The organism is Reichenbachiella faecimaris, assembly GCF_900176375.1.
Classification (GTDB): Bacteria; Bacteroidota; Bacteroidia; order Cytophagales; family Cyclobacteriaceae; genus Reichenbachiella; species Reichenbachiella faecimaris.
The window spans coordinates 863,453-881,302 of record NZ_FWYF01000003.1; the positions used below are offsets into that span (position 1 = coordinate 863,453).

At 40.3% G+C, this 17,850-nt stretch carries 10 protein-coding genes; 4 read left to right on the forward strand and 6 right to left on the reverse strand.

The genetic code is table 11. From position 1 onward, the window contains the following. Nucleotides 1–12 precede the first annotated feature (12 nt). Nucleotides 13–2,538 (forward strand): replication restart helicase PriA, encoded by a 2,526-nt coding sequence (gene priA / locus B9A58_RS16430; RefSeq protein WP_084373952.1) that lies wholly within the window; start codon nt 13–15, stop codon nt 2,536–2,538. A 199-nt stretch (nt 2,539–2,737) separates the two neighbouring features. Beyond that, nucleotides 2,738–6,958 carry a CHAT domain-containing protein gene (locus B9A58_RS16435; protein ID WP_084373953.1) on the forward strand — a complete coding sequence of 1,407 codons (4,221 nt, stop codon included), beginning with the start codon at nt 2,738–2,740 and terminating at the stop codon, nt 6,956–6,958. Nucleotides 6,959–7,033: 75 nt separating this feature from the next. Here the strand turns inward: B9A58_RS16435 and smc are convergent, their stop codons facing one another. After that, complete coding sequence (gene smc / locus B9A58_RS16440; RefSeq protein ID WP_084373954.1) at nt 7,034–10,582, reverse strand: chromosome segregation protein SMC; 3,549 nt, start codon at nt 10,580–10,582, stop codon at nt 7,034–7,036. Between the two features lie 219 nt (nt 10,583–10,801). Further along, complete coding sequence (locus tag B9A58_RS16445) at nt 10,802–11,947, reverse strand: N(5)-(carboxyethyl)ornithine synthase (RefSeq protein ID WP_084373955.1); 1,146 nt, start codon at nt 11,945–11,947, stop codon at nt 10,802–10,804. Nucleotides 11,948–12,336: 389 nt separating this feature from the next. On the opposite strand from B9A58_RS16445, the gene B9A58_RS16450 reads away from it, so the two are divergent. Further along, on the forward strand, nt 12,337–12,828 hold the full coding sequence (locus B9A58_RS16450; protein ID WP_084373956.1) for a hypothetical protein: 492 nt from the start codon (nt 12,337–12,339) through the stop codon (nt 12,826–12,828). On the opposite strand, the gene nadE is transcribed toward B9A58_RS16450, so the two are convergent. Genes nadE through B9A58_RS16470 form a run of 4 tightly spaced genes read right to left on the reverse strand, consistent with a single transcriptional unit; the run spans nt 12,825 to nt 16,967 of the window. Further along, nucleotides 12,825–14,687, reverse strand: coding sequence for an NAD(+) synthase (gene nadE, locus B9A58_RS16455; protein WP_084373957.1), 1,863 nt, complete (start codon nt 14,685–14,687; stop codon nt 12,825–12,827). The genes B9A58_RS16450 and nadE overlap by 4 nt on opposite strands. Before the next feature lie 16 nt (nt 14,688–14,703). Then, a complete protein-coding gene (gene rnc, locus B9A58_RS16460; RefSeq protein WP_084373958.1) occupies nt 14,704–15,420 on the reverse strand; it encodes a ribonuclease III in 717 nt (238 codons plus the stop codon). Between the two features lie 24 nt (nt 15,421–15,444). Further along, nucleotides 15,445–16,698: a beta-ketoacyl-ACP synthase II gene (gene fabF, locus B9A58_RS16465; RefSeq protein WP_084373959.1), complete on the reverse strand. Its 1,254-nt coding sequence runs from the start codon at nt 16,696–16,698 to the stop codon at nt 15,445–15,447. 32 nt (nt 16,699–16,730) lie between these two features. Continuing rightward, on the reverse strand, nt 16,731–16,967 hold the full coding sequence (locus tag B9A58_RS16470; protein WP_084373960.1) for an acyl carrier protein: 237 nt from the start codon (nt 16,965–16,967) through the stop codon (nt 16,731–16,733). Between the two features lie 314 nt (nt 16,968–17,281). Between B9A58_RS16470 and infC the strand changes: the two genes are divergently transcribed. Then, nucleotides 17,282–17,842: a translation initiation factor IF-3 gene (gene infC, locus B9A58_RS16475; RefSeq protein WP_084373961.1), complete on the forward strand. Its 561-nt coding sequence runs from the start codon at nt 17,282–17,284 to the stop codon at nt 17,840–17,842. The last annotated feature ends 8 nt before the right edge of the window (nt 17,843–17,850 follow it).

Below are 17,850 nucleotides of genomic sequence, written 5' to 3' on the forward strand. Positions count from 1 at the left end.
CAATCTAAGTAATTGTCTCAACTAGAATTAAATAGTGAACTAGACGAAAATTTTGAGGAGCGAGTCACCTATTTCGCAGATGTGATTTTGCCTATTCCTTTGCCAGGAACCTATACTTATAGAATTCCCAGGGATCTTGAAGAGCACATTGAGTTAGGTAGCAGGGTTGTCGTCCAGTTTGGGAAAAAGAAAATCTTAACTGGCATTGTCAAACTGGTTCATGAGACAGTGCCCAAAGTATATGAGGCCAAGTATGTGCTCGATAGTTTGGATCATGCACCTGTAGTTAACACTTTTCAACTGGAGTTTTTTGCCTGGTTGGCCCAGTACTACATGTGTACGATTGGGGAGGTGCTCAATGCAGCCATGCCCAGTGGCCTCAAATTGACCAGTGAATCTCTCATTCAACTCAATCCTGAATCAGAAGTGTTGGGGTCAGAAATGGAATATTCAGCAAAGGAGCTGGCCATTTTGAATGCACTCAAAGCTAACGATCGACTGAGTTTTGATCAGGTTTCAGAGCTCTTGGGAGTGAAAATGATTCATCCAGTTCTAAAGTCGCTTTTACAGAAAGAGAGTATTTTGCTCTTCGAGCAAGTCAAAGATAAGTTCAAACCAAAAACGGTAAAAACAATTGGTCTAGCAGGGCAGTTCTTGGAGGACGAGTCGGCTATGCAACTCCTATTTGAGCAATTAGAAAAGAAACCCAAGCAACAAGCCATCTTACTTAAGTATTTGAGTTTGACACGAATGGATGAAGGGGAGACAAAAGTAAGAGACATTTTAAAGTCAAGTTTACTAACGGGTGATCTCTCTGCATCTTCCTTGAAAACCTTAGTGAAAAATGAAATTTTCATTGAAAAGGAAAAAATCATTTCAAGACTGGATGAAATTGATGGTGAACTGGAAAAAAATCATTCCTTGTCATCAGAGCAGCAGAAGGCTTTGGAGGAGATTTTATTGGCTTTTCAAAAGAATAAACCCGTATTGCTTCATGGAGTCACTGGTAGCGGCAAAACCGAAATTTATATAAACCTCATTCAGCAGGCACTTGAAAATGGCGGGCAAGTGCTCTATCTATTGCCAGAAATAGCTTTGACCACGCAAATCGTATCTCGATTGCACAAAGTGTTTGGTAGTGCCTTGGGTGTTTATCATTCAAAATATTCAGATAATGAGCGAGTGGAGATTTGGAATGGAGTAAACAATGCAAAAATTAATTTGGTTGCTGGCGTTCGTTCTTCTGTATTTCTTCCTTTTGATAACCTGAGTCTAATCCTAATAGATGAAGAGCACGAGTCCTCATATAAGCAATACGAACCAGCGCCGAGATATCATGCGCGAGATGCTGCTATTTGGTTGTCGCATTTGCATCAAGCGAATGTGCTTATGGGTACTGCTACTCCGTCAGTGGACAGTTATCAAAATGCACTCGACGGCAAGTACGAACTGGTAGAGCTTCCGCAAAGGTTTGGCGCAGGGAAATTGCCAGAATTCGAGCTGGCCAATATTCTCACCTCCCGCAAGAGCAAAAGAATGAAGGGTGATTTTACCCCTGAACTGCTTGAAGGTATCAAACATACTCTGGAAAAGAAGGAACAAGTCATTTTATTTCAAAACAGAAGAGGCTATTCTCCTTACCTGATTTGTCACGATTGCAATCACGTACCAAAGTGCCAAAGCTGTGATGTGAGTTTGACTTATCACATGCACAACAACGTGCTCATTTGCCACTATTGTGGACACAAGGAGTCTGTGCCAGCCATTTGTGATGCCTGTGGTTCTACGGCTATTCGAACTGTCGGATTTGGTACAGAAAAACTGGAAGAAGACCTCAAGATATTATTTCCTGAAGCTCACATTCAGCGAATGGATCAGGATACAACGCGAAGTAAGTATAGTTATCAGCATATTATCGATCGTTTTGAAAGAGGCGAAACTGATATTTTGGTAGGTACCCAAATGCTAAGTAAAGGGTTGGATTTTGATAAAGTCTCCTTGGTAGGCGTATTTGACTATGATCGAATCGTGCATTTTCCTGACTTTAGGTCTCACGAACGAGCTTTTCAACTCATTACACAAGTAAGTGGGAGAGCAGGGCGAAAAGACGATCAGGGGAAAGTGATTTTGCAAACCGGAGAACCTGATGAGCCCTTGCTTTATAAAATAAGAACAGGAGACTATAAGTCTTTTTTTCAAACAGAAATATTAGAAAGACAAAATTTTCAGTATCCACCTTTTTACCGCTTGATTAAGGTAATCTTAAAGCATAAAGAGAAAAATATCTTGCAGCAAGCCTCCAAACATTATGCCGGTAGGCTGATTGGAGAGTTAGGTCGACAAAGAGTGCTTGGCCCGCAGCAACCTGTGATTTCAAGGATTCGAAATCTATACATAGAAGAGATCTACATCAAGATTGAAAAAAAGAAAATCAACGTCAATAAAGTGAAAGAACTGGCTTACAAGCTGGGCTTAGATGTAAAGCAGCACAGAGATTATAAGACGCTTCGACTTTATTTTGACGTTGATCCAGTATAGAATTATCCCACATAAGTGGGTTAATAGCAGATGTTTGGCTTATCTCACCACCATTTCGTCGAATAATAATTTGAGTTTGAATAATTCAGAATTTCTCGTCTCAGTAGTTGTATAAAATTTAATTAATTTTATACAAAGAAGTGTGATGCACGATGAGCCTGTGACTACGCTGGCTCGTCAAGGTTAAAACTAATCAAACATGAAAAACGGACAACTTAGAATCTTAGGCATAGTATTACTTTCCTTTATTGTTTTAGACGTATCAGCTCAGACCAAGTATGACAAGAAGATGGAAAAGGCGGATGAAGCCTATGAAATTGGTGATTACGAAAAGGCCAGATCTGAAATAGAAAAGATCAAAAAGCAGTCTACAAAAAAAATAGGTGGAGTCAATGAGTTTTTGCCTATTGCTCGAATCAAAGAAGCAAAATACGACGTGGCCTTGGGTATTGTTGGAGGTGTTCATCAGTCTGTAGCAGAAGGACTAGAGATGAGCGAAGTGGTTAATGGGCCAGATTCAGAAGTACACGCCTTGCTACTCAAAGAGTCTACTGAGGTGATGACTCTATATGGTGACTATGTTAAAGCCAAAGAATATTTAGATAAAGCCCGTCCGATTTTAGAAGAGGCAGGTATGGATGAGAACTTAGCTGCTGCTGTAGATGTGTTGGAAGCTCAAATCAAGGTAGGGCGAGGGTATTATACGGAAGCCATTGAGTTGATCAATGGCAAGATGGACTTCTACCAGGGAAGAGCATTGCTGGATGACGGAGCCAAAAGAAGTGTGGAACGGGAACGTAAGCGAGAGTTTGCACGAATGATGATGTTCAAGGGTGATGCTTATCGCAAGATGGGAAATTATTTAAGTGCTGACTCAGCATTTGTTTATTCCATTGATTGGGTAAAGGATAATTTAGGTAAAGCTGATATTCTCTACAGCGAAGCCCAGTATTTGAACACTTTACTGCTGGAAGAAAATGGGTTAGAAATAGATGCTGTTGTGGATCTTTATGAGGGTGCTTTTGTTCATACCGTCAGGAAATACTTACCGCAACATTATGTTACTATCAGAATTCGTGAACGCTTAATCAAAAGCTATATCAGAAATGGCAATAAGGCCAAGCTTAATAATCACATGACTGAGTTCAGGAAGGTTATCAAGCAAAACTATGAGAAGAATAGTCTGTACAGTATCGTGCTTGAAACACTAGACTATGACGTCCTGCTGGGCGGAAAGGATGTAGGTCTGGAAAATGATGTGTCAGAAATGCTAGGGGCTGAGTCGGTAATTCCAAAATACCACCCTAAGCGTATTGATATGTTGGAGTTTGCCAATAGTGTAGCTGTGATCAATGGCCGGCATGATAACTCCTACCAGTATTTAACACAAATATTGGACATAAAAGAGAAGCTCTATGGAGTGGAATCTCCTGAATACAACTTGTCTAAAGTCAAAATGGCTAATTACTATGTGGACTACACAGAGAAATTTGCTGAGGCTTTAGAAATCTACAACACCAGTTGGGATCAGATTGTGAAAAAAGAAATTCATGAAGGCCATTTGGACTATGTAGATATTTTAGATCACCAAGCGATCTTTTATGAAGAGAACGATCAATACGAAAGAGCATCAGAAATACTTGATGTAGCGCTGGAGGCTTCACGAAGAAAGTACGACAACGAAGATGTCGAGTACGCTATAGAACTAGACAAAATAGCTAATCTTCAATTTAAAATAGGGCAATATGCTGAAGCTGAAAACAATATCAATGAAGCCTTAAGGATTTTAGAAAAGGCGGATAAGGAGTTGGCTGGAGGGTATTATGCACAGTCCTTGATTACTCAAGCTACGCTATTTGCCATTAAAGGTGAGTATGACGAGTCAGAAGGCAATATCAACAAATCAGAGAAACTTCAAAAATCAGGAATCAGAACTGTCGAAACCTCAGGAATCGAAATCGAGGATGAATTGGCTGAGGTATATGTTGATATTGGCAGGTACCGAGATGCTGAAAAGTTGATTGAGGGAGATTTGAAGAAAAAGGAAAGCAGATTTGGCCCTACTAGTCGTCATTTGAATGATCCATTGATCTTAAAAGCTCGGCTCAAAATGATTCTGGGGGATTATACCTTGGCCGAAAAAATCGCGAATAGAGCTTATAATATCACCTATGACATTTTCGGAGAGGGTTCTTCTAAAATTACGCCAAGTCTGGTTACCCTAGCTAAAATCAACACCACCATTGGTGACTATGATGCTGCGGAGACGCAGCTGGAACGGGTGATAGAAATTCGCGAAAAGCAATTTGGACGAGATCATATAGATGTAGCCAGGGCAGTATCAGATTTAGCGCTTGTTAGATTTTATAATGACGCACCTACGCTAGAAGTAGAAGATCTTTTCTTACGTGCGGAAAGAATTATTGGGAAAAAATTAGGTGGATCAAACCCTCATTATGCTGAAGTACTAAAAAATCTTGCCATCGTGTATGTGGCCGAACTAAGATTTGATGAGGCTTTTGTTTACTTGGAAGATGCGGCTAACATTTGGGATAGAAGAATTGGAAGAAGAAACAACATCAATGCAGCGACTATTAATATCCTTCGTGGTGATATCTATTACAATCAACGACAGTATGGCGAGGCAGAAAATTATTATGGCAAAGCCAAAAGTCTGTATGAAAGCTTTTTCAGCAAATCGCACCCTGAGTATGTGAAGGTACTTTCGAAAATGAGTAAGACTTACTTCATGCAGGGTGATATCAAAAAGTCTCAGGAATCGATCGAGGAGGTACTTGCTAATTATTCTGTGTTCATCAAAGATTATTTCCCTTCATTATCTGAAAGGGAAAAGGCTAAATTCTGGAATACTATCAAGCAGGACTATGAGTTTTACAACACGATTGTAATCAATTACAGTGGCAAGAATAGTGAGTTGATAGGTTCACTTTACAATAATGCATTGCTAACAAAAGCATTGTTGCTAAGTTCATCTATCAAGATAAGGCAGCGAATCCTTTCATCAGGAGATGAAAATTTGATTTCGACCTATCGCGAATGGGAAGCTAAAAAGGAAACCCTGACTCAGGTGCTCTCTATGAGTACCGATCAACTGGCGCAAGCCGGAATAGATGGCAATATATTACAAGTAGAAGTAGAAGACTTAGAAAAGCAACTCAGTCAGCAATCAGAGGATTTTAGTTCTGGTTTTGAAGCCAAGGCTGTGACTTGGGAGGATGTGCAGCGGTCATTGAACCCTAACGAGGTGGCGCTAGAGATGGTTAGGTTTAGAGTATTTGATCATAGCTTTTCTAAAGACTCCATCATGTACGCAGTGATGTACGTGAAGAATGAGAAGAAAAGTACACCAGGTCTGATCTTATTGAAGAATGGTAAAGACATGGAGTCTAAATACTTAAAACTCTATAGAAATAGTATCAAGTTTAGAATTGATGATCAGAAGTCTTATGACAATTTTTGGAGACCTATTCAAGATGTTGTGGGCAATCCTGGTCGAATTTACGTGTCAGCTGATGGGGTGTACAACCAGCTGAATTTAGAGGCGATTAAGCTTGAGGATGGTAGTTATGTTCTGGATAGATCCAATATTATCCTGGTAAGTAATACAAAAGATTTGTTCTTTGATAAAATCACAACAAACGTAGTACAAGAAGCAAATACTGCCGAAATGTTTGGGAACCCTACCTATTATGTATCTTCCAAGCCAGGGAATTGGACTGGACGGGCGACTATGAGGGGAGGCAACCCAGATGTGATTGGCCAATTGCCAGGAACAGAAAAGGAGGTGACCGAACTGAAAGATTTGCTCAGGAAAGATGGATGGGTAACGACCGATCATAAAGAAAGAGAAGCCACAGAGCAAGCCATCAAAGCAATGGACAATCCGAAAATTTTCCACATTGCCACGCATGGATTTTTCCAACCAGATGCAGATTTGAGTGCTGAGGATATTGCGATGAATGAAAATCTCGCGGCTCAAAATCCACTATTGAAAACGGGATTGCTCATGAGTGGTGCTGGTGATATCCTAAACGAAACCACATCAAACTTCAACTTAAATGATGGTATTCTTACGGCCTACGAAGCCATGAACCTGAATTTGGATAAGACCGACTTAGTGGTGCTTTCAGCTTGTGAAACCGGACTGGGAGAGATTCAAGCGGGTGAGGGGGTTTATGGTTTACAAAGAGCCTTCCTGGTGGCTGGTGCGCGTACTATCATCATGAGTTTGTTTAAAGTATCGGATGAAGCCACTCAAAAGCTTATGGTGAAATTCTACTCCAAGTGGTTAGAGACAGGAGACAAGAGAGCTTCGTTTATTCAGGCCAAGCAAGAAATTCGTGATGAGTACAAGGATCCAATCTTCTGGGGACCATTCATTATGATTGGATTGGATTAAAGTAAGCAAGCTTATAAAAAGGCCGTCTGAAATAGTTGTTCGGATGGCCTTTTTTTGTGTTAATGAGTTGGGGACTTATGCCAACTCCTTTAAATCCACTGGCACCACTCTAGAAACGCCCTGCTCTACCATGGTGACTCCATAGATCACATCAGTAGAGATCATGGTGCGCTTGTTGTGTGTCACAATGATGAACTGTGATTCACTCGAAAATTCCCTAATGATATTATTGAATTTGTCAATATTGGCATCATCCAATGGAGCATCTACCTCATCAAAAATACAGAACGGTGCAGGTTTGATCAAGTAGATCGCAAAAAGTAGTGCAGTTGCAGTTAGAGTTTTTTCTCCACCTGACAATTGATTAATACTCAGCGGTCGTTTGCCCTTTGGCTTTGCCATGATTTCGATGGTTGACTCTAAAGGATCCTCTGGGTTAGACAAGCGCAAATCGCACTGATCCTCTTCTGTAAATAGCGAACGGAAAACTCGGATGAAATTGGTTTTGATGTTTTCGAATGCTTCTACAAATGTCTCTTTAGCCACGGCATCAATTTCACTGATGGTTTCCATAAGAGATTCTTTGGCCTTCAGTAAGTCGTCTTTTTGAGCAATAATGAAATCGTGCCTTTCCTTGATTTCTTCATAAGCTTCCATGGCCATGGGATTGATGGGCCCCATGGTATCCATACGGCTTTTCAATTTTTCTACATGCGCTCTGAGTTCTTCCTCTCTCATGTCCTTGAGCGCGGCAGTTTTTTCTTCGTCCTCGTTGCCATCAATCAGCAGTTGGTCAATGTCGATATTGAATTCGACGGAAAGCCTTTCTTTTACGCTAGAAAGCTGTAGGCGTGTTTCGTTAAGCTCGTTTTGAACCTCCATGGTATTCATGTCAGTTTGTTCACGTTCTCTTTGGACCTCTCGCGCTTCTTTTTCGACTACTTCTATCAGCTCTCTTTCAGCGTAATAATCCTTTTCAGCCTCGTTTACAGCTTTTTCTATCGAATCTTTCTCCTCATACATTCCAATGAGTTGATCATCATTCGAATCTGATTTTTCAATCAACTGTCGAATCTCTTCATCCGTTTGTTTGAGTTCGGACTGATTTTTTTCAATTCGCTCTTTGGCAGAATCCAGGTTGGCTTGCTTGTGAGAAATCTCCTGATCAATGCTTGCTACCTTGTTTTGCTGCTGATGATAATGGATGTTTTCCTGATTGAAAACAGTAGACTTTTCATTGAGTTGTTCGTTGTATGAACTCAACTCTGCTTTGAAACTGGTGTTTTTTAATTCAAGTTCATCGAGCAGTTTTTGTTCGGTTTCTTTCTTTGGTGTAAGCTCAGCTATCTCTTCATTGAGCACATTGATGTTCTCAAGTATGTCCTCGCTTTTGTTGGTATTTTCAGTAAGTAAATTTGAAAACTGCTCCTGTTTGGTTGTGAACGAAACGTATTCTTCTTTGATCTGAGTGAGCTCTACCTGTACTTGTTCTAGCTGCTCTTCGTAGTTGTTTTCTTTCAGGCGATTTAGATCTGAAACCTTTTCTTCTAGATTGGATTTAACCTCATTGAGTTTGGTGGTTAATTTTTTGATTGATGCTGAGAGTTTTTCCAAGTTCTTGGCTCGGCCAATCCTCTTGCCTTCAAATAGTCCTACAGATCCCCCAGAGATGCTAAACTGTCTGTCGATCACCTTTCCGTTTTTGGTGATAAGGACCGTGTCTCTATGATCAACTCCCTCAGGGTCATTGAAATTGCTGATATAAACATTGTCGAGAATGTACCCAATTAGTTTTTTGTACTTGGGCTCGTACTCCACTACCTCAGTAGCAGGTACTGCATTTTCCATGATCTCAGTCTGAGTGGATTTGAATTTCTCAAATCGATCCAGAATAAAGAAATGTGCCTTCCCCTTGGAGGCGTCACTCAAGATGTTGATGGCTTTGAAAGCCTCAGCCTCAGTGTCGACTATGTAGTAATTCATATACGACTCCAAGTAGTTTTCTACAGTTACACGATACTCCTCGGGACAGGTTAGAATATCAGAAAGCAGGGGGGCATTTTTGCTCCAGGTGGCTTCTTTTTTAAGGAACTTGATGGCTTCGGGAAAGCCCTCAAGATTGTCGACCAACGATTTGGTCAGGTTGTATTCGTTTTGTGAGGCGTCTAGTTTTCGGTTGACTTGGGTTAGTTCCTCTTTAATGACCTCAATCGTTTTTTCAGAATGAGTAATTCGATTTTTTAGTTCTTCGTCTTTTGATTTGAGGTAATCGTATTGCTCTTGCTTTTCTTTTTTCTCCAGTTCTATTTCAGCAATTCGCTTTTCAAAGTTTTGGAGATTCTCAGTCTTGGATGAGGTATCTGTGGCTGCCTTTTCGAGTTCTTGTTTTAATGAGCTGACCTGAATGGATTTGATTTCAAGCGATTTAATCAATTGATAAACTTCTTCCTTTTTGTTGATGAAGTTCTGATTTAGTTCTTCCCCTTCATTTTTGAGTGCTTCATTCTTTGCTTTTTCCTGTTCAAAATCCTGCTTCAGTGTTTCAAGTTTATGAAACACTTCACTTAGGATTTTCTCAGAAGATAGCTTTTCATTGCTCAAACCTGAAATTGAAAATGAAGAGCGCTCGCTACTCTTTCTGTCTTGCTCGATCGTCTCCTTTAGGCTATCACTTCGGTCATTCAAAAAACGCAGGCGTTCGTTTTTGATTTTCTTCTCGCTCTCGTATTGTCTGATTTTATTGACATGCTCGTTGAGTGTTTTTTGACGAGTGGCGAGTGTTTTTTCTTTGCTTACCAAATCTGCCTTAGCCTTTTCGGCTTGGGCTTCCTTTTCAGCTAATTGTTTATTGAGACTGATCTTCTTGTCGTTATTAGATTCAGTGGCTTTTTTGAGGTTTTCAAGTTTTTCCTTTTGTTGCTGTAAGGTAGATTTAGCGAGCTCTACACTGTAGATTTTGTAGTCTTCCTTGACCTGATAATACTTCTTAGCTTGCTTAGCTTGCCGCTCGAGTGATTTAAGGTTTTTATCTATTTCAAAAAGCAAATCCTCGACCCGATCCAAATCAGCATCTGTATCATTCAGCTTCCTCAAGGTTTCCTTTTTACGAATCTTAAATTTTGAAATGCCTGCTGCTTCTTCAAATAGTCCTCTTCTCGAATTGTCTTTATCGTTAAGGATATTGTCCACCATGCCCAGCTCAATGATGGCGTAACTGTTGGAAGCTATACCTGTATCCAGGAACAGACTTGTGATGTCTTTCAATCTACAAGTTACCCCGTTGAGTTGATATCCACTTTCACCAGAACGGTAATAGCGTCTGGTAATGGTGACATTAGAATATTCTGTAGGGAGGAGATTTTTTGTGTTTTTGAAAGAAAGTGATACTTCTGCTAGTTGGGTAGGTTTGCGGTTTTTAGTTCCGTTAAAGATGATGTTGTCCATCTTTTCAGATCGGAGAGACTTCACTTTTTGCTCCCCTAGAACCCAGCGGATAGAGTCTACTACATTAGACTTTCCGCAGCCGTTTGGCCCCACAATTCCCGTAATGCCCTCATCAAAATTGATGACCACCTTGTCACCAAAACTTTTGAATCCTTTAATCTCTAACTTGGTCAGTTGCATGCAGTAAACACTTTTTTCAGAACCAACAAATTTAGAATTATTTCTGAAAGCGCAACCGGGCGAAATATCAAACTTATTAACAATTAAACCACAATTAGAATGCGTGTGGATTTTTAATTTCACCAATCTGAGTGGCAGTATTCTAATCAGCAGTGAATGACTTGTTGCACCTTGTGTCTGGCGTCAATTCTGATGCCAGACACAAGGTGCTTTGATCTGCTAACTCTTTACAACATGAGGGTAGTCCGTTTGCCGATCTTGAAATCTCAAGATGTGGTCTTTTACGATTACCCCTTTATCAATATTAATGGCGTTTTGAATGGTTTTATTTTTCATCCAACTGGTACGGCCTTCTATCACTGAGGGTAAATGCACGACTAGCGCACCAGATATGGAGCGAGAGGCACTCTCCCAGTAATAACTTGGTGTGTGATCTACCGCGTAGTAATCTATTTTATTTAGGGAGATAATCGGTTTTTTGAACGTGGTGGGTTTTGCGAAATAAAAACCCATACCCTCGTCGCAGCTCACGTCTACGATTAATGTACCCGGATTTAGATGCTCTTTTTCTTCCTCCAGGACATAGTCTATAGGGGCGTCTGTATCCTGATACGTGCCATTGATGATGATTTCAGACTCTCTGATCAACTCCAGAAGAGGGCGTTCGGAACCATCATGTTCTACTACGATCAGGCGAGGTTCGCCTGCCTTACCTTTTCTTATTCGAGTGTAATGCACGTCGAGCACTTCTTCTCTTACCTCATGGTCTGGTCGCTGGATGCAGATCGTAATGTCTCTGAAGCCATGTGCTTTCAGTGCATAAATGGCTCCACGGCTTACCGCACCAAAACTAAAGATGATCACTTTTCTTTGATTGCCATAGTGCCCATCAATTCCCTTGAGTTGGAGTGCATGGATGACAGCACTATAGCCTGCCATTTCGTTGTTTTTGTAGAACGTGTGCCTGCCGATTTGCCCGGAAGGATGCCATACGTACATATCCTCAAAGGCAATTAAGGTTAGTTTTTTATCAATGGCCGATTGGGTGATGGATGGCTGCTGGGCACAGTGAGGGTAACCCCATAGTACACCTCCTGATTTCATTTCTTCAAGGTCTGATTGTACGGGTTTTGCTATGATGGCGGAGCCAATATCTGAGAGTATTTCGCTTCTGGAGGCTATTCCGCCTGTTTTTGCGCTGATTTCTTTATCTGTGATATTGAAAGGTGCGCCGTAGCCTTTTTCAAAAATAAGTTGACGACGAATGTGTTCTGGTAACCTGCTGAGGTGTTCAGGATGGATGGGTACTCGACGTTCATCTTGTTTTTTAGACGTGCCTATTACACCCATGGTTAATAATTTCATGTGATTCTAATTTTAGAATGGAAGCGAATCGCAGAGCAATGAATTAGGCGATTTGCAGAATAGATTAAAAGTAGACGGGTTACTTGTCAGGGATCATACATTAAGTGATCCTTGATGCTTCATCAATCAACGTAGATTTGAAAAATCCTAGCCAAATAGTACTGGCCATAAGAGCAAATGATTAATGATAACGGATAACAATCCAGTACAAAGGTAGTGTTTTTTGCTATTCCAGTATGCTGGTTATAACAGCATGGCTAGGAAAAGAGAGCTATTTAATTGAACCTGCTATCTGATTCTTTTGATCAGAATTAAGTTTTTATAAAGAAAAAATGTACTAAGCAGAGGATAAAATAAAAGAATGTGTCGGTTTTACTTACATTTGAAATATGGATGATTCAATGCTATACTATCTGGTTTTAGGAGCCATTTATGTTTTGTCAAAACTCTTTAAAAAGAAGAAAAATCAAGACGTTCCAGCTGAACTGGAAGAGTATGAAGAAATTGAAACGCACAGGCCAACGAAAAAGCCCACACCTACTTTTGAGGATATTCTAAAGGAACTGACGGGAGAGGAAACGCCAGTTTTTACCAAAAGGCAAAAAGAGGAGCCATTACCACCTGCCCCTGAGCCAATTTTAGCTACTGACTTGGTAGATTATCAAAGTAAGAATGTTGAAGCCCTAGATAAAGATGACCTGATCGATATTGTGCCTCATAAGCCTATGGAGCGCAAAAAAATAGAGTTTATGAGAGATTCACATTTCGAAGTAGAAGAGGAGGAAAACGAAATGGCAGAAGGTATTGAAGAAATGCTTTCTGATTATGATGGTGTTCGGAAGGCTTTGGTTTTGAAGGAAGTATTTGATCGAAAATACTAAGCCTGATCCAGCGCTTTCAATTCTTCAACAAAACTGCCTGACAAAATGGGAAACCTACACCATGTTTTTGGATCCACATTAAAATCATCCAAATGAAAGGAAGGAGCCAAGCGCTCACGTTTCCATTGGTTGATAGACCAGAGCCTATAAAATTTTCTGATATAGCTCTTAAGTAATTCAGAATCAATTTTCAATTCTTGATTCAGGTGTTGATAGACTTCCAATGGAGATTTTCGTTGAAAAATACCCAGGCGCTCGATTTGAACTAAGATTGGGTAAGGCATCAAGTCATCTTCGTCAGTTTGGGTAAACTCTTTTGGACGCAATTCGGCAGTAGGAGTCAGGCTATTCACGTAAGACAATCCCGAATATCCCAATTCCTTTTCTGCGTATTTGAGCCATTGCAGTAAAAATGGCTTGTCCACACCTGCGATTGGAGCCAGACTTCCACTGGTATCTCCATCCATCGTTGTATACCCTACATCACCTTCACTACGATTCGACGTGGTGAGTAGAATAGTTCCTGTGATATTAGCTATCATCCATATCAAAGGAGACCTGGATCGAGCTTGGATGTTTTGCATGGCGATATCATCCTGTTCCCATGTCAACTTTCGACCTATGGCTTTCTCAATGATCTCATGGTTGGTACTCACGACATCATCCACTTCCCAATGCTTGAATTGGGCGCCAATAGACGTTGCCAAAGCTTTGGCTGAATTCAATGTGTCATCAGAAGAATTTCTAGTGCCCTGATAGGCAGTAATGAGGATTTTATTAACAATTTCTTTTATTACTTCTATTTCCTCTAGGCCGTCACTCAAGCTAGCAGACAGTTGTAGCGCTTCGAGGAACTTTTCTACTCCTAATTCCTGGACTCCATTTCTAACCAGTTCCGCAACTAAAACAGCAATGGACGAGGAGTCGGCACCACCACTTAACGATAAGGTGTAACCCTTGGCTTTACTTTTTCTTAGATAATCGAATAATCCTAGTGAAGCTGCTTTTGCAAAATCCCGGTTATTATCAAGGTCATCTACGTGGTCGGATTGGGAGTAGCGTTTCTTTTTGATATCAATATCAAATGGAAGCAATTGATAGAGTGAAAATGACAGTCTCTTATTTGTGGTAAGCAGCTGCCCATGACTGGCCAAAATGATATCTCCATCATAAATGACGCGACCAGATTCATTGCCTAATTGATTGACGTAGAGATAATGGCATTCAAATTTTTCACTGCTTGATACGATGAGTTTTTCTCTGATTTTGTGCTTGCCAAAGGCAAAGTGGCTTGCACTTGGGTTAAGAATCAATTCAACTCCCTTTTCGTAAAGTCGGCATGCGGGTCTGACTTCATTCCAGGCATCTTCGCAGATTTCAAATCCAACATGAGTACCTTCAATTTGAAAAGTCAAATCACCAATAGGATAAGTACTGCCTTTGATGGTAATGGATTCTACTAATTTACTTGGCCATGGCGAAAACCATCTGTGCTCATAGTGAATGCCATCATTGGCCAAAATTTGTTTTGCATAAAAACCAAGAATTTCTCCATTTTGAATGAGGCAAGTCGAATTGTAGATTTGGCCTTTGTGACGAATAGGTAATCCAACTGCCACGGCAATGTCTTCGCAAATAGGCACAATAGAAAGCAACTGTTTGATGGCCTCTTCAATTAACCATTCGCTCAAAAATAAATCTTGGCAGCCATAGGCAGTTATACAAAGTTCGGGTAAACATAGAATTTTTACATTCTCCTTTCTGGCCTCTGTTATGGCATTTCTAATATTGGAAATGTTGTTATTCCAATCGATTGGTGTTTGATTGAGGCAGGCGCCAGCGATTCGGATTTGGCTCATCTGAGGTTTTAGAAAGTTATTCTATTTTTAACACTTGGCATGACTTCTCTGCAGCATTCTGCTCGGCTTTTTTCTTGCTTAGGCCATGGCCTACACTGATTTCTTTCTTGCCAACAAATACCCTGGCTTCGAATTTCTTAAAATGCTTTTGATTGTCTTGTTCTTCTACTTCGAATCGCAGGTCTTTGTTTTCTTTTTGTGACCATTCTATAATTTTACTTTTGAAGTTGGTGTTGTTGTTGATGATTTCATCCAAATCAATATGAGGAATGATTAGCATTTTGAAGATGAATGACTTCGTTGCCACAAAACCTTTGTCCAGATATACAGCACCAACCAATGCTTCTAGCGCGTCGCCGTAAATGGATTTAAACGATTGTCCATTGGCTTTGAGTTGACCATTGTATTTAATCACATCGGCCAAGCCTATTTTTCGTGCCAACTGATTCAGATGTTCTCGATTCACTATTCTAGACCTTACTTCGGTCAGAAATCCCTCGTCTTTGAACGGATACTTGTTGAATAAGTATTCGGCCACTGCCATGCCTAATACGGCATCACCTAGGTATTCTAAGCGTTCGTTGGACTCTAAGAAGCCTTTGCGGCTTTCCTCTGCTGCCGAACTGTGCCTCATGGCGAGGGCATACAGCTCCAGATTGGACGGATTAAATCCAATGATTCGTTTTAATAAAACGGCAAACTTCCGGTCTTTAGCGTTTCTGAATAACAGCAGCGACTTTTATATTAGTTTCACAAATTACCCTTCAAATTTACGGAAAATGATGGAAGTATTGTGGCCTCCAAATCCGAAGGTATTGCTTAGCGCAACCTTAATGTCTCTTTTTTGGGATTGGTTAAATGTGAAATTCAACTTAGGATCAAATGCGTCATCGTCGGTGAAATGGTTGATGGTAGGAGGAACTTCTCCATTTTGGATGGCCATCACACATGCTGCTGCCTCGATAGCACCAGCCGCACCGAGTAGGTGACCAGTCATCGATTTTGTTGATGATATGTTTAAGTTGTAGGCGTGATCCTTAAATACATTTTGGATAGCCATAGATTCACTCACATCTCCGAGTGGAGTAGAAGTACCATGGACATTGATATAGTCAACGTCTTCAGGCTTCAAATTGGCGTCCTTTAGTGCATTAATCATCACATTAGTTGCGCCAATTCCCTCTGGGTGTGGGGCAGTCATGTGATACGCATCAGCTGACATACCGCTTCCGATTAGCTCGGCATAAATTTTTGCGCCACGCGCTATGGCGTGGTCGTAGTCCTCCAATATTAATGAAGCAGCACCTTCGCCCAATACAAATCCATTTCTGTCTTTGTCGAATGGTCTTGAGGCCGTTTCTGGAGAGTCATTTCTTTCAGACAATGCCTTTAGGGCATTGAATCCGCCGACACCAGATTCGCATACTGCGGCTTCTGATCCGCCGGTAATAAATACATCTGCCATTCCCAATCGAATGTAGTTGTATGAATCAATGATTGCATTGGTTCCTGAGGCACATGCACTTACAGTAGTGAAGTTAGGTCCTCTGAATCCATATTTAATAGAAATCATACCAGGGGCAATATCAGCAATCATCTTCGGAATGAAGAAGGGATTGTATCTGGGAGTACCATCTCCACTAGCGAAGTTCATCACTTCGTCTTGGAAAGTTTTTAATCCACCAATACCAGCACCCCATATCACCCCAGCTCTATTACCGTCTAGTTTCTCTAAATTGAGTCCAGAGTCTAAAACAGCTTCGTCTGCCACAATATGAGCAAACTGTGTGAAGAGATCCATCTTGCGGGCATCCTTGCGATCAAAATGATCATTAGGATCGTAATTTTTCAATTCACATGCAAACTGGGTTTTGAATTTTTCCGCGTCGAAACGGGTGATGGGAGCAGCGCCGCTCACACCTTTAGAAAGTCCTTGCCAATATTCGGCTGCGTTATTTCCTATAGGTGTGAGAGCTCCAATGCCGGTAACTACAACTCGCTTTAATTGCATAAATGCTAGTTCCCTGTTTAGGTATGTTTAAATTATTTTGCGTTCGCTTCTAGGTATTCGATAGCCTGTCCTACAGTACCGATATTTTCAGCTTGATCGTCTGGAATAGAAATGTTGAATTCCTTTTCAAATTCCATAATCAATTCGACAGTGTCCAAAGAGTCAGCACCCAAGTCGTTTGTGAAGCTTGCTTCATTGCTTACTTCAGACTCTTCTACTCCTAATTTGTCGATAATAATTGATTTAACTTTTTGTGCTATATCAGACATTTTATTATTGTTTGGTTTAAAAATCTGTGCAAAGAAAGATATTAAAACTCTGAATGCCAAACTAATTTTAGCAATCTCAAAAAGTGGCAAAAAGGGGGTGGAATTCCGCTATTTTTTATGTTTTAAACTTTCAATTATTTACACTATATAATAAGGTGTATCTCTGAAGAGTCATTAACTTTGAATTCTAGCTCGAAATGAGCGAATGTGGTGTAAATAAAATGTGCTATTACGGCACTCCATTATTGTTTTTCTATAAATAATGTCGATATTTGCAGCTCGAAATTTTTTGTTAATCTAAAACTTAAGTAAAAATCGCTAAACAAAGATTCCAAAGACGTGGCTTTAGAGGTCGTGTCGAAGAACCCTACAAAGTAAATGATCGAATTACTGCCAGAGAAGTTAGGGTAGTAGGTGAAAACGTAAAGGTCGATGTATATCAGACTTCACAAGCCATTAATATGGCCAAAGATCAAGGGTTGGACTTAGTGGAGATATCTCCTAATGCAGATCCTCCGGTTTGTAAGATTACCGATTACTCGAAGTTTAAGTACGAGCAAAAGAAGAAACAAAAGGAGATCAAATCCAAGGCGCATAAAAGTGTGCTGAAGGAGATCAGGTTTGGTCCTAATACGGATGACCATGATTTTAATTTTAAACTAAATCATGCCATCAAGTTTTTAAAAGAAGGAGCAAAAGTGAAAGCTTATGTGCATTTCGTAGGGCGTACCATTGTGTTTAAAGATAGAGGAGAAATTTTGTTATTGAAATTTGCTCAATCTCTAGAGGAACATGCAAAAGTGGAACAGCTTCCTAAATTAGAAGGGAAACGAATGTTCTTGATGCTTTCTCCTAAAGTTCAAAAGAAGAATTAATTTTTTTA

What these genes read in the sequence shown, in the direction of transcription:
- fabF (WP_084373959.1), bottom strand. Translation starts at nt 16,698, where the DNA reads ATGCAATTAAAGCGAGTTGTAGTTACCGGCATTGGAGCTCTCACACCT.
- smc (WP_084373954.1), bottom strand. Translation starts at nt 10,582, where the DNA reads ATGCAACTGACCAAGTTAGAGATTAAAGGATTCAAAAGTTTTGGTGAC.
- B9A58_RS16470 (WP_084373960.1), bottom strand. Translation starts at nt 16,967, where the DNA reads ATGTCTGATATAGCACAAAAAGTTAAATCAATTATTATCGACAAATTA.
- nadE (WP_084373957.1), bottom strand. Translation starts at nt 14,687, where the DNA reads ATGAGCCAAATCCGAATCGCTGGCGCCTGCCTCAATCAAACACCAATC.
- B9A58_RS16445 (WP_084373955.1), bottom strand. Translation starts at nt 11,947, where the DNA reads ATGAAATTATTAACCATGGGTGTAATAGGCACGTCTAAAAAACAAGAT.
- B9A58_RS16435 (WP_084373953.1), top strand. Translation starts at nt 2,738, where the DNA reads ATGAAAAACGGACAACTTAGAATCTTAGGCATAGTATTACTTTCCTTT.
- B9A58_RS16450 (WP_084373956.1), top strand. Translation starts at nt 12,337, where the DNA reads ATGGATGATTCAATGCTATACTATCTGGTTTTAGGAGCCATTTATGTT.